Source organism: Polynucleobacter bastaniensis, from assembly GCF_018882205.1.
Lineage (GTDB): Bacteria > Pseudomonadota > Gammaproteobacteria > Burkholderiales > Burkholderiaceae > Polynucleobacter > Polynucleobacter bastaniensis.
Window position 1 is genome coordinate 73,145 of the sequence record NZ_JACVOU010000005.1, and the last position, 16,299, is coordinate 89,443.

Sequence of the window (16,299 nt, forward strand, 5' to 3'; positions counted from 1 at the left end):
AGTAACAAAGGCCTAGCGAACAAAAGGCAGGTAAGCGTATAAAACCCAAGCCAACAATACCGCTAAGCCCGCAATCATTGCGAAGGCATAGTGATAGAGATAGCCGGATTGCAAATGGCGAATAACTGTGGAAAAGCGCCCCACCGCATGCGCACTACCGTTAACCAAGAAGCCGTCAATAGCCTGTTGATCACCGCGATGCCACAAGATGCCACCGATCCATAACAAACCTTTGGCGAATACCGCTTGGTTTAGATCGTCGAGATAGTATTTGTTATCCATCAACTTCTTGATGGGGGCAAAAGCTTGAGCAACTACACCAGGCAACTTTGGAGCCCAGAGGTAGCCAATCGCTGCAGTCAATACACCCAGAACAACTAGTAGCAATACTGGTGAAGTGAATGAATGTATTGCCATGGCGATTGGGCCGTGGAATTCATCCTCTAACTCCTTCATGACTGGATGGTGAGCTAGATCAATAAAAATAGAATCGCCGAAATAGGTACCAAATAACAAAGGTGTAATTGTGTAGAAACCGATGATGACTGAGGGAATTGCCAACAAGATCAAAGGTAAGGTCACAACAAAGGGTGACTCATGTGGTTTTTGACCGGGAGCTAAACCATGGTGCGCATGATCATCGCCCTGCTCTGCGTGATCATGATGGTGATCGTGGGCATGAGCGTCTTCATGACCCCAACGGGCTTTGCCATGGAATACATAGAAGTACAGACGGAATGAATATAGCGCGGTAACAAAGACGCTGGCCATGACTGCAAAGTAAGCAAATCCAGATCCCGGTAAATGGCTAGCTGCTACTGCCTCAATAATGGAGTCTTTTGAATAGAAGCCCGAGAAGAATGGCGTGCCAACCAATGCCAAGTTACCTAGTAACATCATCAGGCAAGTGATTGGCATGTATTTCCAGAGACCACCCATCTTGCGCATATCTTGCTCATGATGCATGCCTAGTATTACGCTACCCGCAGCAAGGAACAGAAGCGCCTTGAAGAATGCATGCGTCATCAGATGGAAGATGGCGATTGGATAAGCAGAAACACCCAAAGCGACAGTCATATAACCCAACTGAGAGAGAGTGGAATAAGCTACTACCCGCTTAATGTCGGTTTGGACGATACCCAAGAATCCCATAAAAAGTGCAGTAATCGAACCAATCACCAAGATAAAGCTCAAGGCTGCATCAGATAACTCAAATAGAGGTGACATGCGTGACACCATGAAGATGCCGGCAGTCACCATGGTTGCAGCGTGAATCAATGCAGAAATTGGGGTTGGGCCTTCCATGGAATCTGGCAACCAAACATGCAATGGGAATTGAGCTGATTTACCCATCGCGCCAATGAAGAGGCAGATGCAAGCTACGGTGACTAAATTCCAGCTAGTTCCTGGCAATGTTTGTGCAGCCAAAGCCGTGTTCTGGGCAAAGATCACATCGTAGTTCATGGAACCAGTGCTGGCTAGTAGTAAGCCAATACCGAGAATGAAACCAAAGTCACCAACACGGTTGACCAAGAAGGCCTTCATATTGGCAAATACAGCCGATTGACGCTCATAGTAAAAGCCAATCAGTAAATAAGAAACCACGCCCACCGCTTCCCAACCGAAAAAGAGTTGCAAGAGGTTATTACTCATTACCAGCATCAACATGGCAAAGGTAAAGAGTGAGATGTAAGAGAAGAAGCGGTTATAACCCTCCTCACCTTTCATATAACCAATGGTGTAGATGTGAACCATCAAGGAAATAAAGGTCACTACACACATCATGGTGGCTGTCAGGGGATCAATCAAGAAGCCAATATCCAAATTGAGCTCACCCAATTGCATCCAGCGATACACAGTGCCATTGAAATAGAAGCCATCCATGACTTGTACAAGTACAAAGCAAGACAGAACGAAAGCAATCATCACACCTAAGATGGTTACGAACTGGCAAGCACCATTACCGATACGGTTACCGCCTAATTTAGTACCAAAAAACCCGGCAATAACTGAGCCAAATAATGGCGCCAGCGGAATTGCGCAGAGAACAGGAAGAGTTAAGGTCAATTGCATGACTAGCCTTTTAGGTGGTCAAGGTCTTCAGCATTGATGGTGTCCACCTTACGGAAGAGAACAACCAAAATTGCCAAACCGATTGCCGCCTCAGCAGCAGCCACAGTCAAAATAAAGAATACGAATACTTGACCAGCCATATCACCCAAATAATGAGAGAAGGCTATGAAGTTCATGTTCACCGAGAGGAGCATCAATTCAATTGCCATTAAAAGCACAATGATGTTCTTGCGGTTTAAGAAAATACCAATCACACTAGTCGCAAACAAGATTGCGCCGAGCACCAAATAGTGAGCCAGGGTAATAGTCATTTCTTCTCCCCGCGGGAATCTTGCTTTGCAGCCATATCAGAATCCATCTTGACGATACGCATGCGATCAGCAGAGTTCACATTCACTTGCTCATGAATATTTTGGGCCTTCGAATCCTTGCGATTACGCAAGGTCAATGCCACAGCGGCAATAATGGCCACTAACAGGATGACGCCAGCAACCTCGAAGGCATAAACATAGTCAACGAAGATCAACATACCTAAAGCTTGTGTATTGCTGGTAGCCATTTCTTCAAGCATGGGCTGTACTGGACTACTAGTACCAATAAAACTACGAATTAAGACGATAGACAACTCCAATACGATGACCGCACCCATCAAAAAAGCTACGGGAAGGAATTTCTTGAAATCACGACGCAAATGCTCAATATCTAAGTCCAGCATCATGACTACGAACAGGAAGAGCACCATCACAGCGCCAACATAAACCAGAATTAGGGCTAAGCTGAGGAACTCTGCTTTTAGAAGCATCCACAGGCCAGAAGCACAGAAAAAGGCAAGCACCAAAAAGAGTGCGGCATGCACTGGATTACGCGCAGTAATCACGCGCAATGCTGAGAGCACTAAAAGACCAGCGAAAGCATAAAAGAATGCTGCAAATAATGTAGAAGTATCGAATGTCATATGTTCTTGTGCTTGATTCGATTAACGATAAGGCGCATCAGCTGCGCGGTTAGCGGCAATATCTTTTTCGTACTTATCACCTACTGCCAAGAGCATGTCTTTGGTGAAATACAAGTCACCACGTTTCTCGCCGAAATACTCAAAGATATTCGTTTCAACAATAGCGTCAACTGGACAGGCCTCTTCACAAAAACCGCAGAAAATACACTTGGTCAAATCGATGTCGTAACGGCTGGTACGACGCGTACCATCATCGCGCTCAGCAGTTTCGATCGTGATTGCGTAAGCTGGACAGACTGCTTCACATAGTTTGCAACCAATACAACGCTCTTCACCATTCTCATAACGGCGCAAAGCGTGTAAACCGCGGAAACGAACAGACTGAGGCGTCTTCTCTTCGGGGTATTGAATCGTAATCTTTTGTTTGAAAAGATAGCGCCCGGTAATCGACATACCGACCAAAATATCTTTCAACATTAAGCTATCGAGAAATTGGGAAATTTTCTTAAACATGATTGATCAACTTATTTCCAAATGTTCAATGGAGATACAACCCATGCGCCAACGACAACGACCCAGAATACGGAGATGGGAATAAATATCTTCCAACCCAAACGCATAATTTGGTCGTAGCGATAGCGCGGCAATGTAGCGCGTAACCAGATTACGCAAGATAAGAGGAAGAAGGTTTTTGCAAACAGCCAGAAGAAACCAGGGATATCACGCAAGATTGGCAAATCTACAATCGGCAACCAGCCACCCAAGAATAAAGTGGATGCTAGAGCGGCGATCAAAATCATATTGGCGTATTCAGCCAAAAAGAACATCGCAAATGCCATACCGGAGTACTCAACCATGTGACCCGCAACAATCTCAGACTCACCCTCAACCACGTCAAATGGATGACGATTAGTTTCAGCAACGCCAGAGATGAAATAAATCACGAACATGGGAAGTAATGGCAACCAGTTCCAAGAAAGGAAGTTTAAGCCCATGTTGGCGAAGTAGCCCTGCTCTTGTGAAGCAACAATCGCACTCAGATTCAAAGAGCCTGAAGTTAGCAATACCGTAACCAATGCAAAACCCATAGCGATTTCATAAGAAATCATTTGAGCTGAAGCGCGCATGGCGCCAAGGAATGGATACTTAGAGTTAGATGACCAACCCGCCAAGATGACGCCATAAACACCAATGGATGAGATTGCCATTACGTACAGCAATCCAGCATTGACATCAGCCAAGACCATTTTGGCTTGGAAGGGAATTACAGCCCAGGCGGCAAACGCCGGCATGATCACCATCACTGGGGCAATGAAATACAGAACCTTACTTGCTTGCGTAGGAGAAATGATCTCCTTCATCAAGAGTTTCAAGGCATCGGCAATCGGTTGCAATAATCCCAAGGGACCAACACGGTTTGGTCCAAGACGGATATGCATCCAACCAATCAGCTTACGCTCCCACAGAGTCATATAAGCAACTGCAGCAAACATCGGCAATACGATGATGACGATGCGCACTAATGCCCACACTAGCGGCCATAGTGAACCAAAGATAGCCTCGCCTTGGGTGGTAACGAGGTTCAAGAAATTATCCATCTCGTCCCTTATGCCTTACAAACAGTTACAGGACCAAACATTGATCCCAATTGAGCGCTAGCCATAGTACCTGCGGAGATTCTGACGGCGCCCTGGGCTAAGTTTGCTTCCAATGTCACTGGTAGATCTACAGATTGGGCACCTTGAGTCACTCGGACAGCATCGCCCTCTTTCAAGCCTAAGTCGCTAAAGAGGCCTTGACCCAAACCAACCTGATTACTACGCTTTGCATCGCGAGTTAACTGCAATGCAGGTGCACGACGTACGATTTGATCGCCGGCATAAATTCCCACATCAGATAAACGCTCTAAACCTGTTGATGAACCTGTATTGCTATTGCTTAAACCAGTAGCCGTAGATTGATTGCCAAGCTTGGTGCAGTAATTGTCACCCAGTGCTTCACCCAATACTTCTTCAGGCATGTTGTAGAGGAAGCCATCTAAATTCAATAAGCTACCAAGAACACGCAGAACCTTCCATGCTGGGCGAGAGTCGCCCAAAGGTTTTACAGCGGGCTGAATAGTTTGCGTGCGAGCCTCTGCATTAACAAAAGTAGACACTGTTTCTGTGAATGTAGAGATCGGCAGAATGACATCAGCAACCTCTAAAAGATCAGCACTCTTATAAGCACTGAGAGCAATCACCGTATTGGCCTTAGCTAGTGCAGCACGTGCTTGCGCAGGATTTGGTAAGTCAGCATCTGGCTCAACATTCATCAAAATCACAGCGCGGCGATCACCGGAGAGGATAGATTCAACGCCAGCGCCGTTGGCGTTAACCAAGCTAGCACCAACAGCGTTACCGCCAACTGGCAAGAAACCTAAAGTTGCGCCAGTTTGCTCAGCTATAAATTGCGCGAGCACATGTAAATCCGTTGCATTTGGATGTGCGATTGCGGCAGAGCCTAGTAATACTGATGTAGATGCGCCAGACAACAAGCTATCTACAATCTTTTGCGCAGTAGCAGACACTGTTAAATTGGGCGTGCCTGCTGGAGTAGAAACAGATTTAGCCTTGGCTACTGCCAATGCAACTTCACTTAATACATTAATCCATGCACTTGGAGTTGCAACAATACCGGTATTAGGAATTAACCAATCATCGCCACCCGCATCAATGCGTGACACTTGCAAGCCACGTTTGGCTGCTGTGCGTAAACGTGCAGCAATTAATGGCAGCTCCTTACGCAAGAAGCTACCAATCACTAAAACACGGTCTAACTCACTTAATTTGCTAATCGGCATACCCAGCCATGGGGCAGAAGCGGCACCCTTGACATCAGTTTGACGTAAGCGAGTCTCGACCTGATTAGAACCTAAGCCACGAATCATCTTCTGGAGAAGATACAACTCTTCAGTACTAGAGATTGGATGCGCTAAAGCAGCAACTGCTTCAGGGCCACTCTCAGCAGAAATGGTTTTGAGTGAGTGAGCTACGTAATCCATTGCGGATTGCCAATCAGTCTCAAGCCACTGACCGCCCTGCTTCACCATCGGTGTTGTTATACGATCTGCGCTGTTCAAGCCTTCGTAAGCAAAGCGATCACGATCGCTAATCCAGCATTCGTTAATTGCATCATTTTCTAAAGCAACGATACGCATGACTTTGTTAGATTTTGTTTGAATGGTAGTGTTCGCACCCAAACTATCATGCGGACTTACTGAACGCTTACGGCCTAATTCCCAAGTGCGCGCTGCATAGCGGAATGGCTTGCTTGTTAAAGCACCAACTGGGCAAATATCAATCATATTTCCAGATAACTCTGAATCAATAGTTTGACCGGCAAAAGTAGTGATTTCAGAATGCTCACCACGATTGACCATGCCTAATTCCATGACGCCAGCCACTTCTTGGCCAAAGCGTACGCAGCGGGTACAGTGAATACAGCGGGTCATCTCCTGCATAGAGATAAGTGGCCCTACATTCTTATGAAATACAACACGCTTCTCTTCTTCGTAGCGGGAATTTGATTTACCGTAACCAACCGCCAAATCTTGTAACTGACACTCACCACCTTGATCGCAAATTGGGCAATCCAAAGGATGGTTGATCAGCAAGAATTCCATCACTGAGCGCTGCGCTTCAACTGCCTTTGCGGAATGCGTAAATACCTTCATGCCTTGTGTCACTGGTGTTGCGCAAGCTGGTAAAGGTTTCGGTGCTTTCTCTACTTCTACCAGGCACATACGGCAGTTAGCAGCAATAGATAGTTTCTTGTGATAACAGAAGTGCGGAATATATGTATCAAGCTTATTCGCGGCGTGCATCACCATCGAACCTTGCGGAACCTCTACCAACTTACCATCTAATTCGATTTCAACCATGCTCACTTTAAGATGCCCCGTGCTCAATGTCTTATAAAGGTTTAACAGAATCTAAGCAGCGCTTATGTTCTACGTGATACACAAATTCATCCATGTAATGCTTCAACATACCGCGAACCGGCATGGCAGCTGCATCACCCAAGGCACAAATCGTACGACCTTGAATATTAGCTGCTACATCATTTAATAAATCTAAATCTTCTGGGCGACCTTCACCGTGTTCAATACGGTGAACAATCCGCCATAACCAACCAGTACCTTCACGACATGGGGTGCACTGACCACAGGATTCTTCATGATAGAAATAAGACAGGCGCTCTAAGGCGCGAACCATGCAGCGTGTTTCATTCATCACGATCACTGCACCAGATCCCAACATGGAACCTGCTTTTGCAATGCTGTCGTAATCCATGGTGAGCGTCATCATCTCTGCGCCCGGAATGACTGGGGCCGATGAACCACCGGGAATGACAGCCTTCAAAGGAATGCCATCACGCATGCCCCCAGCAAGCTTGAGTAATTCAGCAAATGGGGTACCCAACGGAATCTCATAGTTACCTGGATAGGTGACATCGCCAGATATGGAGAAAATCTTTGTACCGCCGTTATTTGGCTTGCCCAACTCTAAATACGCTGGACCACCAATTGCCATAATGAATGGCACAGCAGCAAATGTTTCAGTATTATTGATCGTAGTAGGCTTACCATACAAACCAAAGCTGGCAGGGAATGGTGGCTTAAAGCGTGGTTGACCCTTCTTACCCTCAAGTGACTCTAAGAGTGCAGTTTCTTCACCGCAGATATAGGCACCCCAACCCGGAGAAGCATGCAACTGGAAGTTGAAATCACTTCCCATGATTTTGTCACCAAGGTATCCGGCAGCACGAGCTTCTTCAAGTGCCTCTTCAAAGCGAGAATAGACTTCCCAAATTTCACCGTGGATATAGTTGTAGCCCACAGAGATGCCCATAGTGTAGGCACCAATAATCATGCCCTCAATTAAGGCATGTGGGTTGTAGCGCATGATGTCGCGGTCTTTAAATGTACCCGGCTCACCTTCATCGCTATTACAAACTAAATATTTTTGACCAGGGAACTGGCGGGGCATAAAGCTCCACTTCAATCCAGTAGGGAAACCTGCGCCTCCACGACCACGTAATGATGATGCTTTTAATTCAGCAATGATGGCATCTGGTGCAAGCTTGTCATTGATGATGCGACGCAGCTGTTGATAACCACCCCGGCTCTCATAATCTTTTAAACGCCAGTTTTCACCATTCAATCCCGCCAGGATCAAAGGCTTAATGTGTCTATCGTGCAAGCTGGTCATGCTGCTTTTCCTTCTGCACGGAGTTCACTTAATAAGGCATCAATCTTTTCATTACTCATGTGGCTACACATGCGTTTGTTATTCACCAACAGAACTGGAGAATCACCGCAAGCGCCCATGCACTCACCCTCTTTTAAGGTGAATGTGCCGCAAGACGTTGTCTCGTTGTAGCCAATACCGAGCGTTTCTTTTAAATGGCTTGCTGCAGTCTCACCATGCATTAGCTGGCAAGGTAAATTTGTACAGATCACCAACTTGTACTTACCAATTTTCTTGGTGTCATACATATTGTAAAAAGTAGCCACCTCATCTACTGCAATGGTTGGCATTTCTAAAATTTGGGCAACAGTTTCAATCACCTCAGGAGAAACCCAACCCAATTCAGTTTGGGCGGCAATCAAAGCGGCCATAACAGCAGATTGTTTTTGCTCTGGAGGGTATTTCGCAACATTGCGCGCAATGTCTGCGAGCGTTTTGTCAGATAGTTGAAGGGTTGTTGTCATAAATTCATCCTTGGCGCGCTGTATTAGCGGTCAATCTCCCCGAACACGATATCTTGGGTTCCAATAATAGTGACAGCATCAGCCAACATGTGACCACGGGACATCTCATCCATTGCAGAAAGATGTACAAAGCCTGGTGCACGAATCTTCATGCGGTACGGCTTGTTAGCGCCATCAGAAATTAAGTAAATTCCAAACTCACCTTTGGGATGCTCAACAGCAGAGTAAGCCTCGCCATCAGGAACGTGCATACCTTCAGTAAAGAGTTTGAAATGATGAATCAACTCTTCCATATTGGTTTTCATATCCACACGCTTTGGCGGAGATACCTTATGGTTATCACTCATAACAGGACCATCGTTTACCTTGAGCCAAGCAACGCACTGTTTAATGATGCGATTGGATTGACGCATCTCTTCCATGCGAACTAAATAACGATCATAAGAGTCGCCATTCACGCCAACAGGAATATCAAAGTCCAGTTTGTCGTAAGTTTCATAAGGCTGCTTTTTACGCAAGTCCCACTCAATCCCGGAACCACGGAGCATTGGGCCAGTAAAGCCAAGTTGCAAAGCGCGCTCAGGAGTCACAACACCAATACCAACCAAGCGTTGTTTCCAAATACGGTTATCCGTTAAGAGATTGCAATACTCATCGACGTTGGCATCAAAACCATTGGAGAACTGCTCAATGAAATCAAGCAATGTACCGCTACGATTCTCATTCAAACGCTTAATGGCGGAGGCGCTACGAATCTTAGACTTTGAGAACTGCGCCATCTGTGTTGGTAGGTCGCGATAAACGCCACCCGGACGGTAGTAGGCAGCATGCATACGCGCGCCGGATACAGCCTCGTACATGTCGAAAATATCTTCACGATCGCGGAAGGCATACAAGAACACGGCCATAGCGCCAACGTCCAAGCCATGGCAACCAATCCACAAAAGGTGATTTAGCAAACGGGTTAACTCGTCATACATCACTCGGATGTACTGTGCACGCAAAGGTACATCTACTTGAAGCAACTTCTCAATCGCCATCACGTAAGCATGCTCGTTTGCCATCATGGATACATAGTCCAAACGATCCATGTAAGGAACGTTTTGAATCCAAGTTCGTGTCTCTGCTAATTTTTCTGTGGCGCGATGCAATAAACCAATATGCGGATCAGCACGCTGGATCACCTCTCCATCGAGCTCCAACACCAGGCGAAGTACGCCGTGTGCTGCAGGATGCTGAGGACCAAAGTTGAGGGTGTAGTTCTTAATTTGCGCCATGAATTAAACCGGGCCTCCGTACTGCTCTTCGCGCACGATACGTGGCGTGATTTCACGCGCTTCGATCGTGACAGGCTGATACACCACCCGCTTTAACTCTGGGTCATAACGCATTTCTACGTTGCCAGAGATTGGGAAATCTTTTCTGAATGGATGACCAATAAAACCATAGTCAGTCAAGATACGACGTAGGTCTTCATGACCATCAAACAAAATACCGTAAAGGTCAAATGCTTCACGCTCAAACCAATTAGCCGATGCCCATACTGGTGTTAGCGATGCAACTACTGGGTAGGCATCTTCTGGAGCGAATACACGTACACGCAGACGCCAGTTATGAGCTATGGATAAAAGATGGGTCACTACACCAAAACGCTGACCACCCCACTGCCCGTCTCGGTAGTCCTGGTAATCTACTCCGCATGAATCTATTAACTGTTCAAAAGCCAATGAAGGCTCATTACGCAAGAGCATGGCGGATTCAAAATAAGTATCTGCATGAACAACAACAGTCACTTCACCTAAGGTAACTTCAATAGATTGAGCACGCTTACCTAAAACTTTTTCTAAATTAGCAACGAGCTGAATTAAACGGTCTGACATGATTTAAGCCTTCCGCGCAATCGTGCTGGTGCGAGCGATCTTGGATTGCAACTGAATAATTCCGTAGATCAAAGCCTCTGCAGTTGGAGGGCAACCAGGAACATAAATATCGACTGGCACGATGCGGTCACAGCCGCGCACAACTGAATACGAGTTATGGTAATAACCACCACCATTGGCACAAGAGCCCATGGAGATCACCCAGCGTGGCTCAGGCATTTGATCGTAGACCTTGCGAAGGGCCGGAGCCATCTTGTTACATAAAGTACCGGCCACAATCATTAAATCGGATTGACGAGGCGATGGGCGAAACACCACACCAAAGCGATCCAAGTCGTAACGGGAAGCGCCTGCGTGCATCATTTCCACAGCGCAGCAGGCCAGACCGAATGTCATTGGCCATAAAGAACCATTACGAGTCCAATTAATTAACTGGTCCGCAGTAGTGGTAACAAATCCTTCTTTGAGAACGCCTTCTAATGCCATATCGATCACTCCCAGTCGAGAGCGCCCTTTTTCCAGATATATACAAAGCCCACGATAAATTCCAATAGGAAAATCACCATAGAGGCATAACCAAACCAACCAATATCACGCAGAGCCACACCCCAAGGAAACAGGAATGCTGTTTCTAAGTCAAATAAGATAAATAGGATTGCGATGAGGTAGTAGCGTACGTCGAACTTCATACGAGCATCTTCGAATGCCTCAAAACCGCACTCATAAGGAGACAGTTTTTCGGCATCTGGCTTCGAAGGAGCCAAAATTTTTCCGAGGAACATGGGGACTAAACCAACCCCAATACCTACAAGGATAAAAAGCAGAACGGGAAAGTAATTAGCGAGATTCAAAATGGCCCTGAGTCGTTCGTCCGGTAAATCCTAAGAAGCTACAAATTATCAATTACTCCACTACAAAAAACCTTGATTTAGGGCACAAGCCCCCTACAATTTTTTACAAATTTGGTGCCGACGGCGAGACTCGAACTCGCACAGCCTAAGCCACTACCCCCTCAAGATAGCGTGTCTACCAATTTCACCACGTCGGCATCTTGTAAAACTTGTCAATTCTACTGCATTGCACCACTTATTTGCCTCAAAAATAGCGTTAAAAACTGCTTAAAACCCTATTTTTTACTTTGGAACTGCTGGCTTGGTCGGGTCTTGAACTGGAGCTACAGGTGCGGCAGCAGGGACTGCAACTGGAGCCACGGTGCCAGACAAAATTCCAGGGCTGACTTCCTTTTTATTTCCGATCCAAGTAATGCCTAAAGTGCAAACAAAAAAGATTGCCGCAAAGATAGCAGTTGTGTGGGAAAGGAAGTTGGCTGAGCCACTGGCGCCAAAAAGACTGCCTGAGGATCCAGAACCAAAAGCAGCTCCCATGTCGGCGCCTTTGCCCTGCTGAAGCAATACGAGCAAGATTACAGCCAAAGCTGAAATAACCTGTAAAACGATCAATAAAGTCTTAAACCATTCCATGGCTTATCTCCAAATAAAAAATCTAGGCCTGACAGATGGCTAAGAATTCCTGAGGGTTCAATGAAGCACCCCCAATCAAACCACCATCAATATCCGGCATTGCAAATAGTTCAACGGCATTATCAGGCTTGACACTGCCGCCATACAAAATTCCCACATGGGAAGCTACATCCTCATCAAACTCTGCCAACTGCAATCGAATCGCCCTGTGCATATCCTGGGCAATTTGAGCGCTGGCTACTTTACCTGTACCAATAGCCCAAACAGGCTCATAGGCAATCAGACAATCCGCCAAACGGTCTTGCAAAATCGCAACTTGCTTTGAAATTTGACCCCTTACAACCTCAACTTCACGTCCAGAGTTGCGCTCATCCGCAGACTCACCAACACAGATTACGGGAATCATGCCGTTATCTAATACCTGCAACGCTTTTTCCGCTACCTGCTCATCAGCCTCCTGATGATGCTGGCGGCGCTCCGAATGCCCCACGATGACGTAGGCACAATTTAATTCCTTGAGCATAGCGGCTGCAACATCACCGGTATAAGCTCCCGCCGAATAAGCTGAGGCATCTTGAGCACCTAAGCTTAAAAAAGCTAAAGAGCAATCACGAATTAAATCACCACACTGTGACAAATAAGGCGCTGGGGCGCACACCACATACTTACGACCCGCAGGCATCCCCTGCTCCATCCCACGGCAAACGGTCTTGATCCAGTCTGCATTACTTGCAAAACTGCCATTCATTTTCCAGTTGCCGATAACAGTGATGGGACGCATAAATCTAGCTCAACACTTAAACGGTCAACACAATCTTGCCAACGTGCTCAGAAGACTCCATCAAACGATGGGCATCAGCTGCTTGGTCCAAGGTAAATGTTTTATAAATCACTGGCTTTAACTTACCCGCATCTAGCAAAGGCCAGATATGGGCATGCAACTGCTGGGTAATCTGCTTCTTAAATGACACTGGACGTGGACGTAATGTGGAACCAGTAATGGTCAAGCGACGACGCAAAATTTGATTCGTACTCACTTCAGCTTTTGATCCACCCTGAATTGCAATGATCACAATACGACCATCATCAGCTAGGCAATCGATTTCTTTTTGTACGTAAGCGCCAGTAACCATATCCAAGATGACATTGACACCCTTGCCGTCAGTTGCCTTCTTTACTTCCTCAACAAAGTCTTGAGTCTTGTAGTTGATCGCCAAGTCAGCACCTAAAGCTACACAAGCAGCGCACTTTTCATCAGTACCGGCTGTCACAAATACTTTATGACCTAAGGCTTTCGCAATCAAAATCGCGGTAACACCGATACCGCTCGAGCCACCTTGAACTAATAAAGTTTCGCCTTCAGATAGTTGGCCACGCATGAAGACATTGCTCCACACGGTGTAAAACGTTTCTGGCAATGCGGCAGCCTCTTGATCGGTAAATCCTTTTGGATAAGGCAAGCATTGCGCTATGGGAGCAATGCACAAATCTGCATAACCACCACCCTGCACTAGCGCGCATACCTTATCGCCAAGCTTTAGTCCAAACAGATTGTCGGCGTGAGCTAAGTCACCGCCAACAATTTCGCCAGCCACTTCGAGGCCAGGAATATCAGATGCGCCCGCTGGAACCGGGTAATGGCCTTTACGTTGCAAAACGTCTGGACGATTAATTCCAGCAGCCAAAACACGAATCAAAATCTCGCCTGATCCAGCACTAGGAAGAACTGGATCAGGACGAGTGGCAGACACCAGCATTTCTGGTGCGCCAAATTCTTTGATTTCTATTACGCGCATATGAATTCCGCTTGCTAAATAAACTAGTTAAGCGTTTTCGTCAGATGCGGGAGCAGCTTCAGCAGTAGCTTCAGCACCTGCCAAAGGAGCAATCGTGCCACCCTCGTCAGCCATCGCAGCCTTGAGAGATAAACGTAAACGACCACGCTCATCAGCAGCCAACAACTTCACACGAACCACTTGGCCTTCTGCTAAATAGTCTTTCACTTCTTTTACACGCTCATTAGAAATTTCTGAGATGTGCAAAAGACCGTCTTTACCTGGAAGAATATTTACCAAAGCGCCGAACTCAAGTAACTTCACTACTGGACCTTCGTAGATCTTGCCTACTTCAGCTTCAGCAGTAATGCCTTCGATGCGTGCTTTTGCTTCGGCCATGCCTTCAGCAGAGGTAGAGGCAATCGTTACAGTGCCATCGTCTTTAATGTCGATGCTGCAACCAGTTTCTTTAGTCAAAGCTTGAATAGTTGCGCCGCCCTTGCCGATTACTTCACGAATCTTGTCTGGATGAATCTTGAAAGAAACCATACGCGGAGCATGTGCAGACAATTCAGTACGAACTGAACCCATTGCTTCTTGCATCTTGCTCAAAATATGCAAACGACCTTCTTTAGCTTGAGCTAATGCAACTTGCATGATTTCTTTTGTGATGCCTTGAACTTTAATGTCCATTTGCAAAGCAGTAATGCCGTTAGCAGTACCTGCAACTTTAAAGTCCATATCGCCCAAGTGATCTTCATCACCCAAGATGTCTGTCAACACGGCAAAACGGTTGCCATCCAAAATCAAGCCCATTGCAACACCAGCAACGTGCGCTTTAACTGGAACACCAGCGTCCATCATTGCCAAACAACCACCGCAAACGGAAGCCATGGATGAGGAGCCATTGGACTCAGTGATTTCTGAAACCACACGAATGCTGTATGCAAAATCTTCTGCACTTGGCAACACTGGAATCAATGCACGTTTAGCTAAACGACCGTGACCAATTTCACGACGCTTAGGGCTACCTACACGACCTGTTTCGCCAGTAGCGAACGGAGGCATGTTGTAGTGGAACATGAAGCGATCACGGTACTCACCTTCGAGCGCATCAATGATCTGCTCATCACGTGCAGTACCTAAAGTAGCCACTACAAGAGCCTGCGTCTCACCACGGGTAAACAATGCTGAGCCGTGCGTGCGTGGCAATACACCATTACGAATTTCGATTGGACGAACGGTACGTGTGTCACGACCATCAATACGTGGCTCACCATTCAAAATCTGGCTACGAACAATCTTCGCTTCGATTTCAAACATGATGTCGCTAACAGCAACCGCATCAACATCACCATCTTCAGCTAGCTTAGCTAGAACTGTTTTGGAGATTTCTTTGAGCTTGTCTGAACGAGCGCCTTTTTGACGAATCTGATAGGCCTCACGCAATGGCGCTTCAGCCAATGCAGTCACCTTAGCAATGAATGGCTCGTCTTTAGGGGCAGCAGACCAATCCCACTCTGGCTTGCCAGCTTCGCGCACTAGATCATTAATTGCGTTGATCGCAGTTTGCATTTGGTCATGGCCATATACAACCGCACCCAACATGATTTCTTCGGACAGCTGATTAGCTTCAGACTCAACCATCAACACGGCAGCTTGTGTACCAGCAACAATTAAATCCATTTCGCTAGTAGCTTGCTCTGAACGAGTTGGGTTCAAGAGGTATTGGCCATTAGCGTAACCAACACGAGCAGCGCCAACTGGACCGGCAAATGGAATACCTGAAACAGCTAAGGCTGCAGATGCAGCGATCAATGCAGGAATATCAGCAGGAACGTCTGGGTTGATAGACAAGACATGCACCACAACCTGAACTTCATTCAAGAAGCCTTCTGGAAACAATGGACGCAATGGACGATCGATCAAACGGGAGATCAATGTCTCACCTTCGGATGGACGGCCTTCACGACGGAAGAAGCCACCAGGAATTTTTCCTGCGGCGTAAGTTTTCTCTAAGTAATCAACAGTCAATGGGAAAAATGATTGGCCTGGCTTAGCGGATTTAGAGGCAACTACTGTGCCCATTACTACTGTGTCATCCACATTAACTATGACAGCACCACCAGATTGACGAGCAATCTCGCCTGTTTCCATGATTACCTGATGATTGCCCCATTGAAACGTCTTTACTGCTTTTTTAAACATCGTCATTCTGATCTTCTCCAAATTGTTCACGTAAAAGCCACATGGATTTCACGCTTGTCGCGGGATAAAGCAGTGTCGCGACAACACTGGAGCGTTTGAAGATCACAAGGGATGCCATTCCAGGGAGACACTGGATTTCACAACCCAGAAACTCATTGGAATGACACGATCC

General features: G+C 46.5%; 16 protein-coding genes and 1 tRNA gene. All 17 read right to left on the reverse strand.

What is annotated here, in order from left to right; all coding sequences use genetic code 11:
• Positions 1–12: 12 nt before the first annotated feature.
• A complete protein-coding gene (gene nuoL / locus ICN22_RS09690) occupies positions 13–2,073 on the reverse strand; it encodes an NADH-quinone oxidoreductase subunit L (RefSeq protein WP_216170605.1) in 2,061 nt (686 codons plus the stop codon).
• Between the two features lie 2 nt (positions 2,074–2,075).
• Positions 2,076–2,384, reverse strand: a complete 309-nt coding sequence (nuoK, locus tag ICN22_RS09695) for an NADH-quinone oxidoreductase subunit NuoK (RefSeq protein WP_173960150.1) — start codon at positions 2,382–2,384, stop codon at positions 2,076–2,078.
• Positions 2,381–3,028 (reverse strand): NADH-quinone oxidoreductase subunit J, encoded by a 648-nt coding sequence (locus ICN22_RS09700; RefSeq protein ID WP_216170607.1) that lies wholly within the window; start codon positions 3,026–3,028, stop codon positions 2,381–2,383. The genes nuoK and ICN22_RS09700 overlap by 4 nt, the downstream gene beginning before the upstream one ends.
• A 21-nt stretch (positions 3,029–3,049) precedes the next feature.
• Positions 3,050–3,541, reverse strand: a complete 492-nt coding sequence (gene nuoI, locus ICN22_RS09705; protein ID WP_216170609.1) for an NADH-quinone oxidoreductase subunit NuoI — start codon at positions 3,539–3,541, stop codon at positions 3,050–3,052.
• An 11-nt stretch (positions 3,542–3,552) separates the two neighbouring features.
• On the reverse strand, positions 3,553–4,626 hold the full coding sequence (gene nuoH, locus ICN22_RS09710; RefSeq protein WP_216170611.1) for an NADH-quinone oxidoreductase subunit NuoH: 1,074 nt from the start codon (positions 4,624–4,626) through the stop codon (positions 3,553–3,555).
• 8 nt (positions 4,627–4,634) lie between these two features.
• Positions 4,635–6,950: an NADH-quinone oxidoreductase subunit NuoG gene (gene nuoG, locus ICN22_RS09715; RefSeq protein WP_216170613.1), complete on the reverse strand. Its 2,316-nt coding sequence runs from the start codon at positions 6,948–6,950 to the stop codon at positions 4,635–4,637.
• A 31-nt stretch (positions 6,951–6,981) separates the two neighbouring features.
• The gene (gene nuoF / locus ICN22_RS09720; protein WP_216170615.1) at positions 6,982–8,280 is read right to left on the reverse strand and encodes an NADH-quinone oxidoreductase subunit NuoF; all 1,299 of its coding nucleotides are present in this window, start codon (positions 8,278–8,280) and stop codon (positions 6,982–6,984) included.
• On the reverse strand, positions 8,277–8,783 hold the full coding sequence (nuoE, locus tag ICN22_RS09725; RefSeq protein ID WP_216170616.1) for an NADH-quinone oxidoreductase subunit NuoE: 507 nt from the start codon (positions 8,781–8,783) through the stop codon (positions 8,277–8,279). Before nuoE ends, nuoF begins: the two co-directional genes overlap by 4 nt.
• Positions 8,784–8,806: 23 nt before the next feature.
• Positions 8,807–10,060: an NADH-quinone oxidoreductase subunit D gene (locus tag ICN22_RS09730; RefSeq protein WP_216170618.1), complete on the reverse strand. Its 1,254-nt coding sequence runs from the start codon at positions 10,058–10,060 to the stop codon at positions 8,807–8,809.
• 3 nt (positions 10,061–10,063) lie between these two features.
• Entirely contained in the window at positions 10,064–10,663 is a 600-nt protein-coding gene (locus ICN22_RS09735) for an NADH-quinone oxidoreductase subunit C (RefSeq protein WP_216170620.1), read from the reverse strand.
• Between the two features lie 3 nt (positions 10,664–10,666).
• Complete coding sequence (locus tag ICN22_RS09740; RefSeq protein ID WP_011902891.1) at positions 10,667–11,149, reverse strand: NuoB/complex I 20 kDa subunit family protein; 483 nt, start codon at positions 11,147–11,149, stop codon at positions 10,667–10,669.
• Between the two features lie 5 nt (positions 11,150–11,154).
• A complete protein-coding gene (locus ICN22_RS09745) occupies positions 11,155–11,514 on the reverse strand; it encodes an NADH-quinone oxidoreductase subunit A (protein WP_011902892.1) in 360 nt (119 codons plus the stop codon).
• A gap of 112 nt (positions 11,515–11,626) precedes the next feature.
• Positions 11,627–11,711, reverse strand: a tRNA-Leu gene (locus tag ICN22_RS09750).
• 85 nt (positions 11,712–11,796) lie between these two features.
• Positions 11,797–12,144 carry a preprotein translocase subunit SecG gene (gene secG / locus ICN22_RS09755; RefSeq protein WP_216170622.1) on the reverse strand — a complete coding sequence of 116 codons (348 nt, stop codon included), beginning with the start codon at positions 12,142–12,144 and terminating at the stop codon, positions 11,797–11,799.
• A 22-nt stretch (positions 12,145–12,166) separates the two neighbouring features.
• The gene (gene tpiA, locus ICN22_RS09760; RefSeq protein WP_216170624.1) at positions 12,167–12,925 is read right to left on the reverse strand and encodes a triose-phosphate isomerase; all 759 of its coding nucleotides are present in this window, start codon (positions 12,923–12,925) and stop codon (positions 12,167–12,169) included.
• Between the two features lie 16 nt (positions 12,926–12,941).
• Positions 12,942–13,940 (reverse strand): NAD(P)H-quinone oxidoreductase, encoded by a 999-nt coding sequence (locus ICN22_RS09765; protein WP_216170626.1) that lies wholly within the window; start codon positions 13,938–13,940, stop codon positions 12,942–12,944.
• Positions 13,941–13,967: 27 nt separating this feature from the next.
• The gene (gene pnp, locus ICN22_RS09770; RefSeq protein ID WP_216170628.1) at positions 13,968–16,133 is read right to left on the reverse strand and encodes a polyribonucleotide nucleotidyltransferase; all 2,166 of its coding nucleotides are present in this window, start codon (positions 16,131–16,133) and stop codon (positions 13,968–13,970) included.
• Positions 16,134–16,299 lie beyond the last annotated feature (166 nt).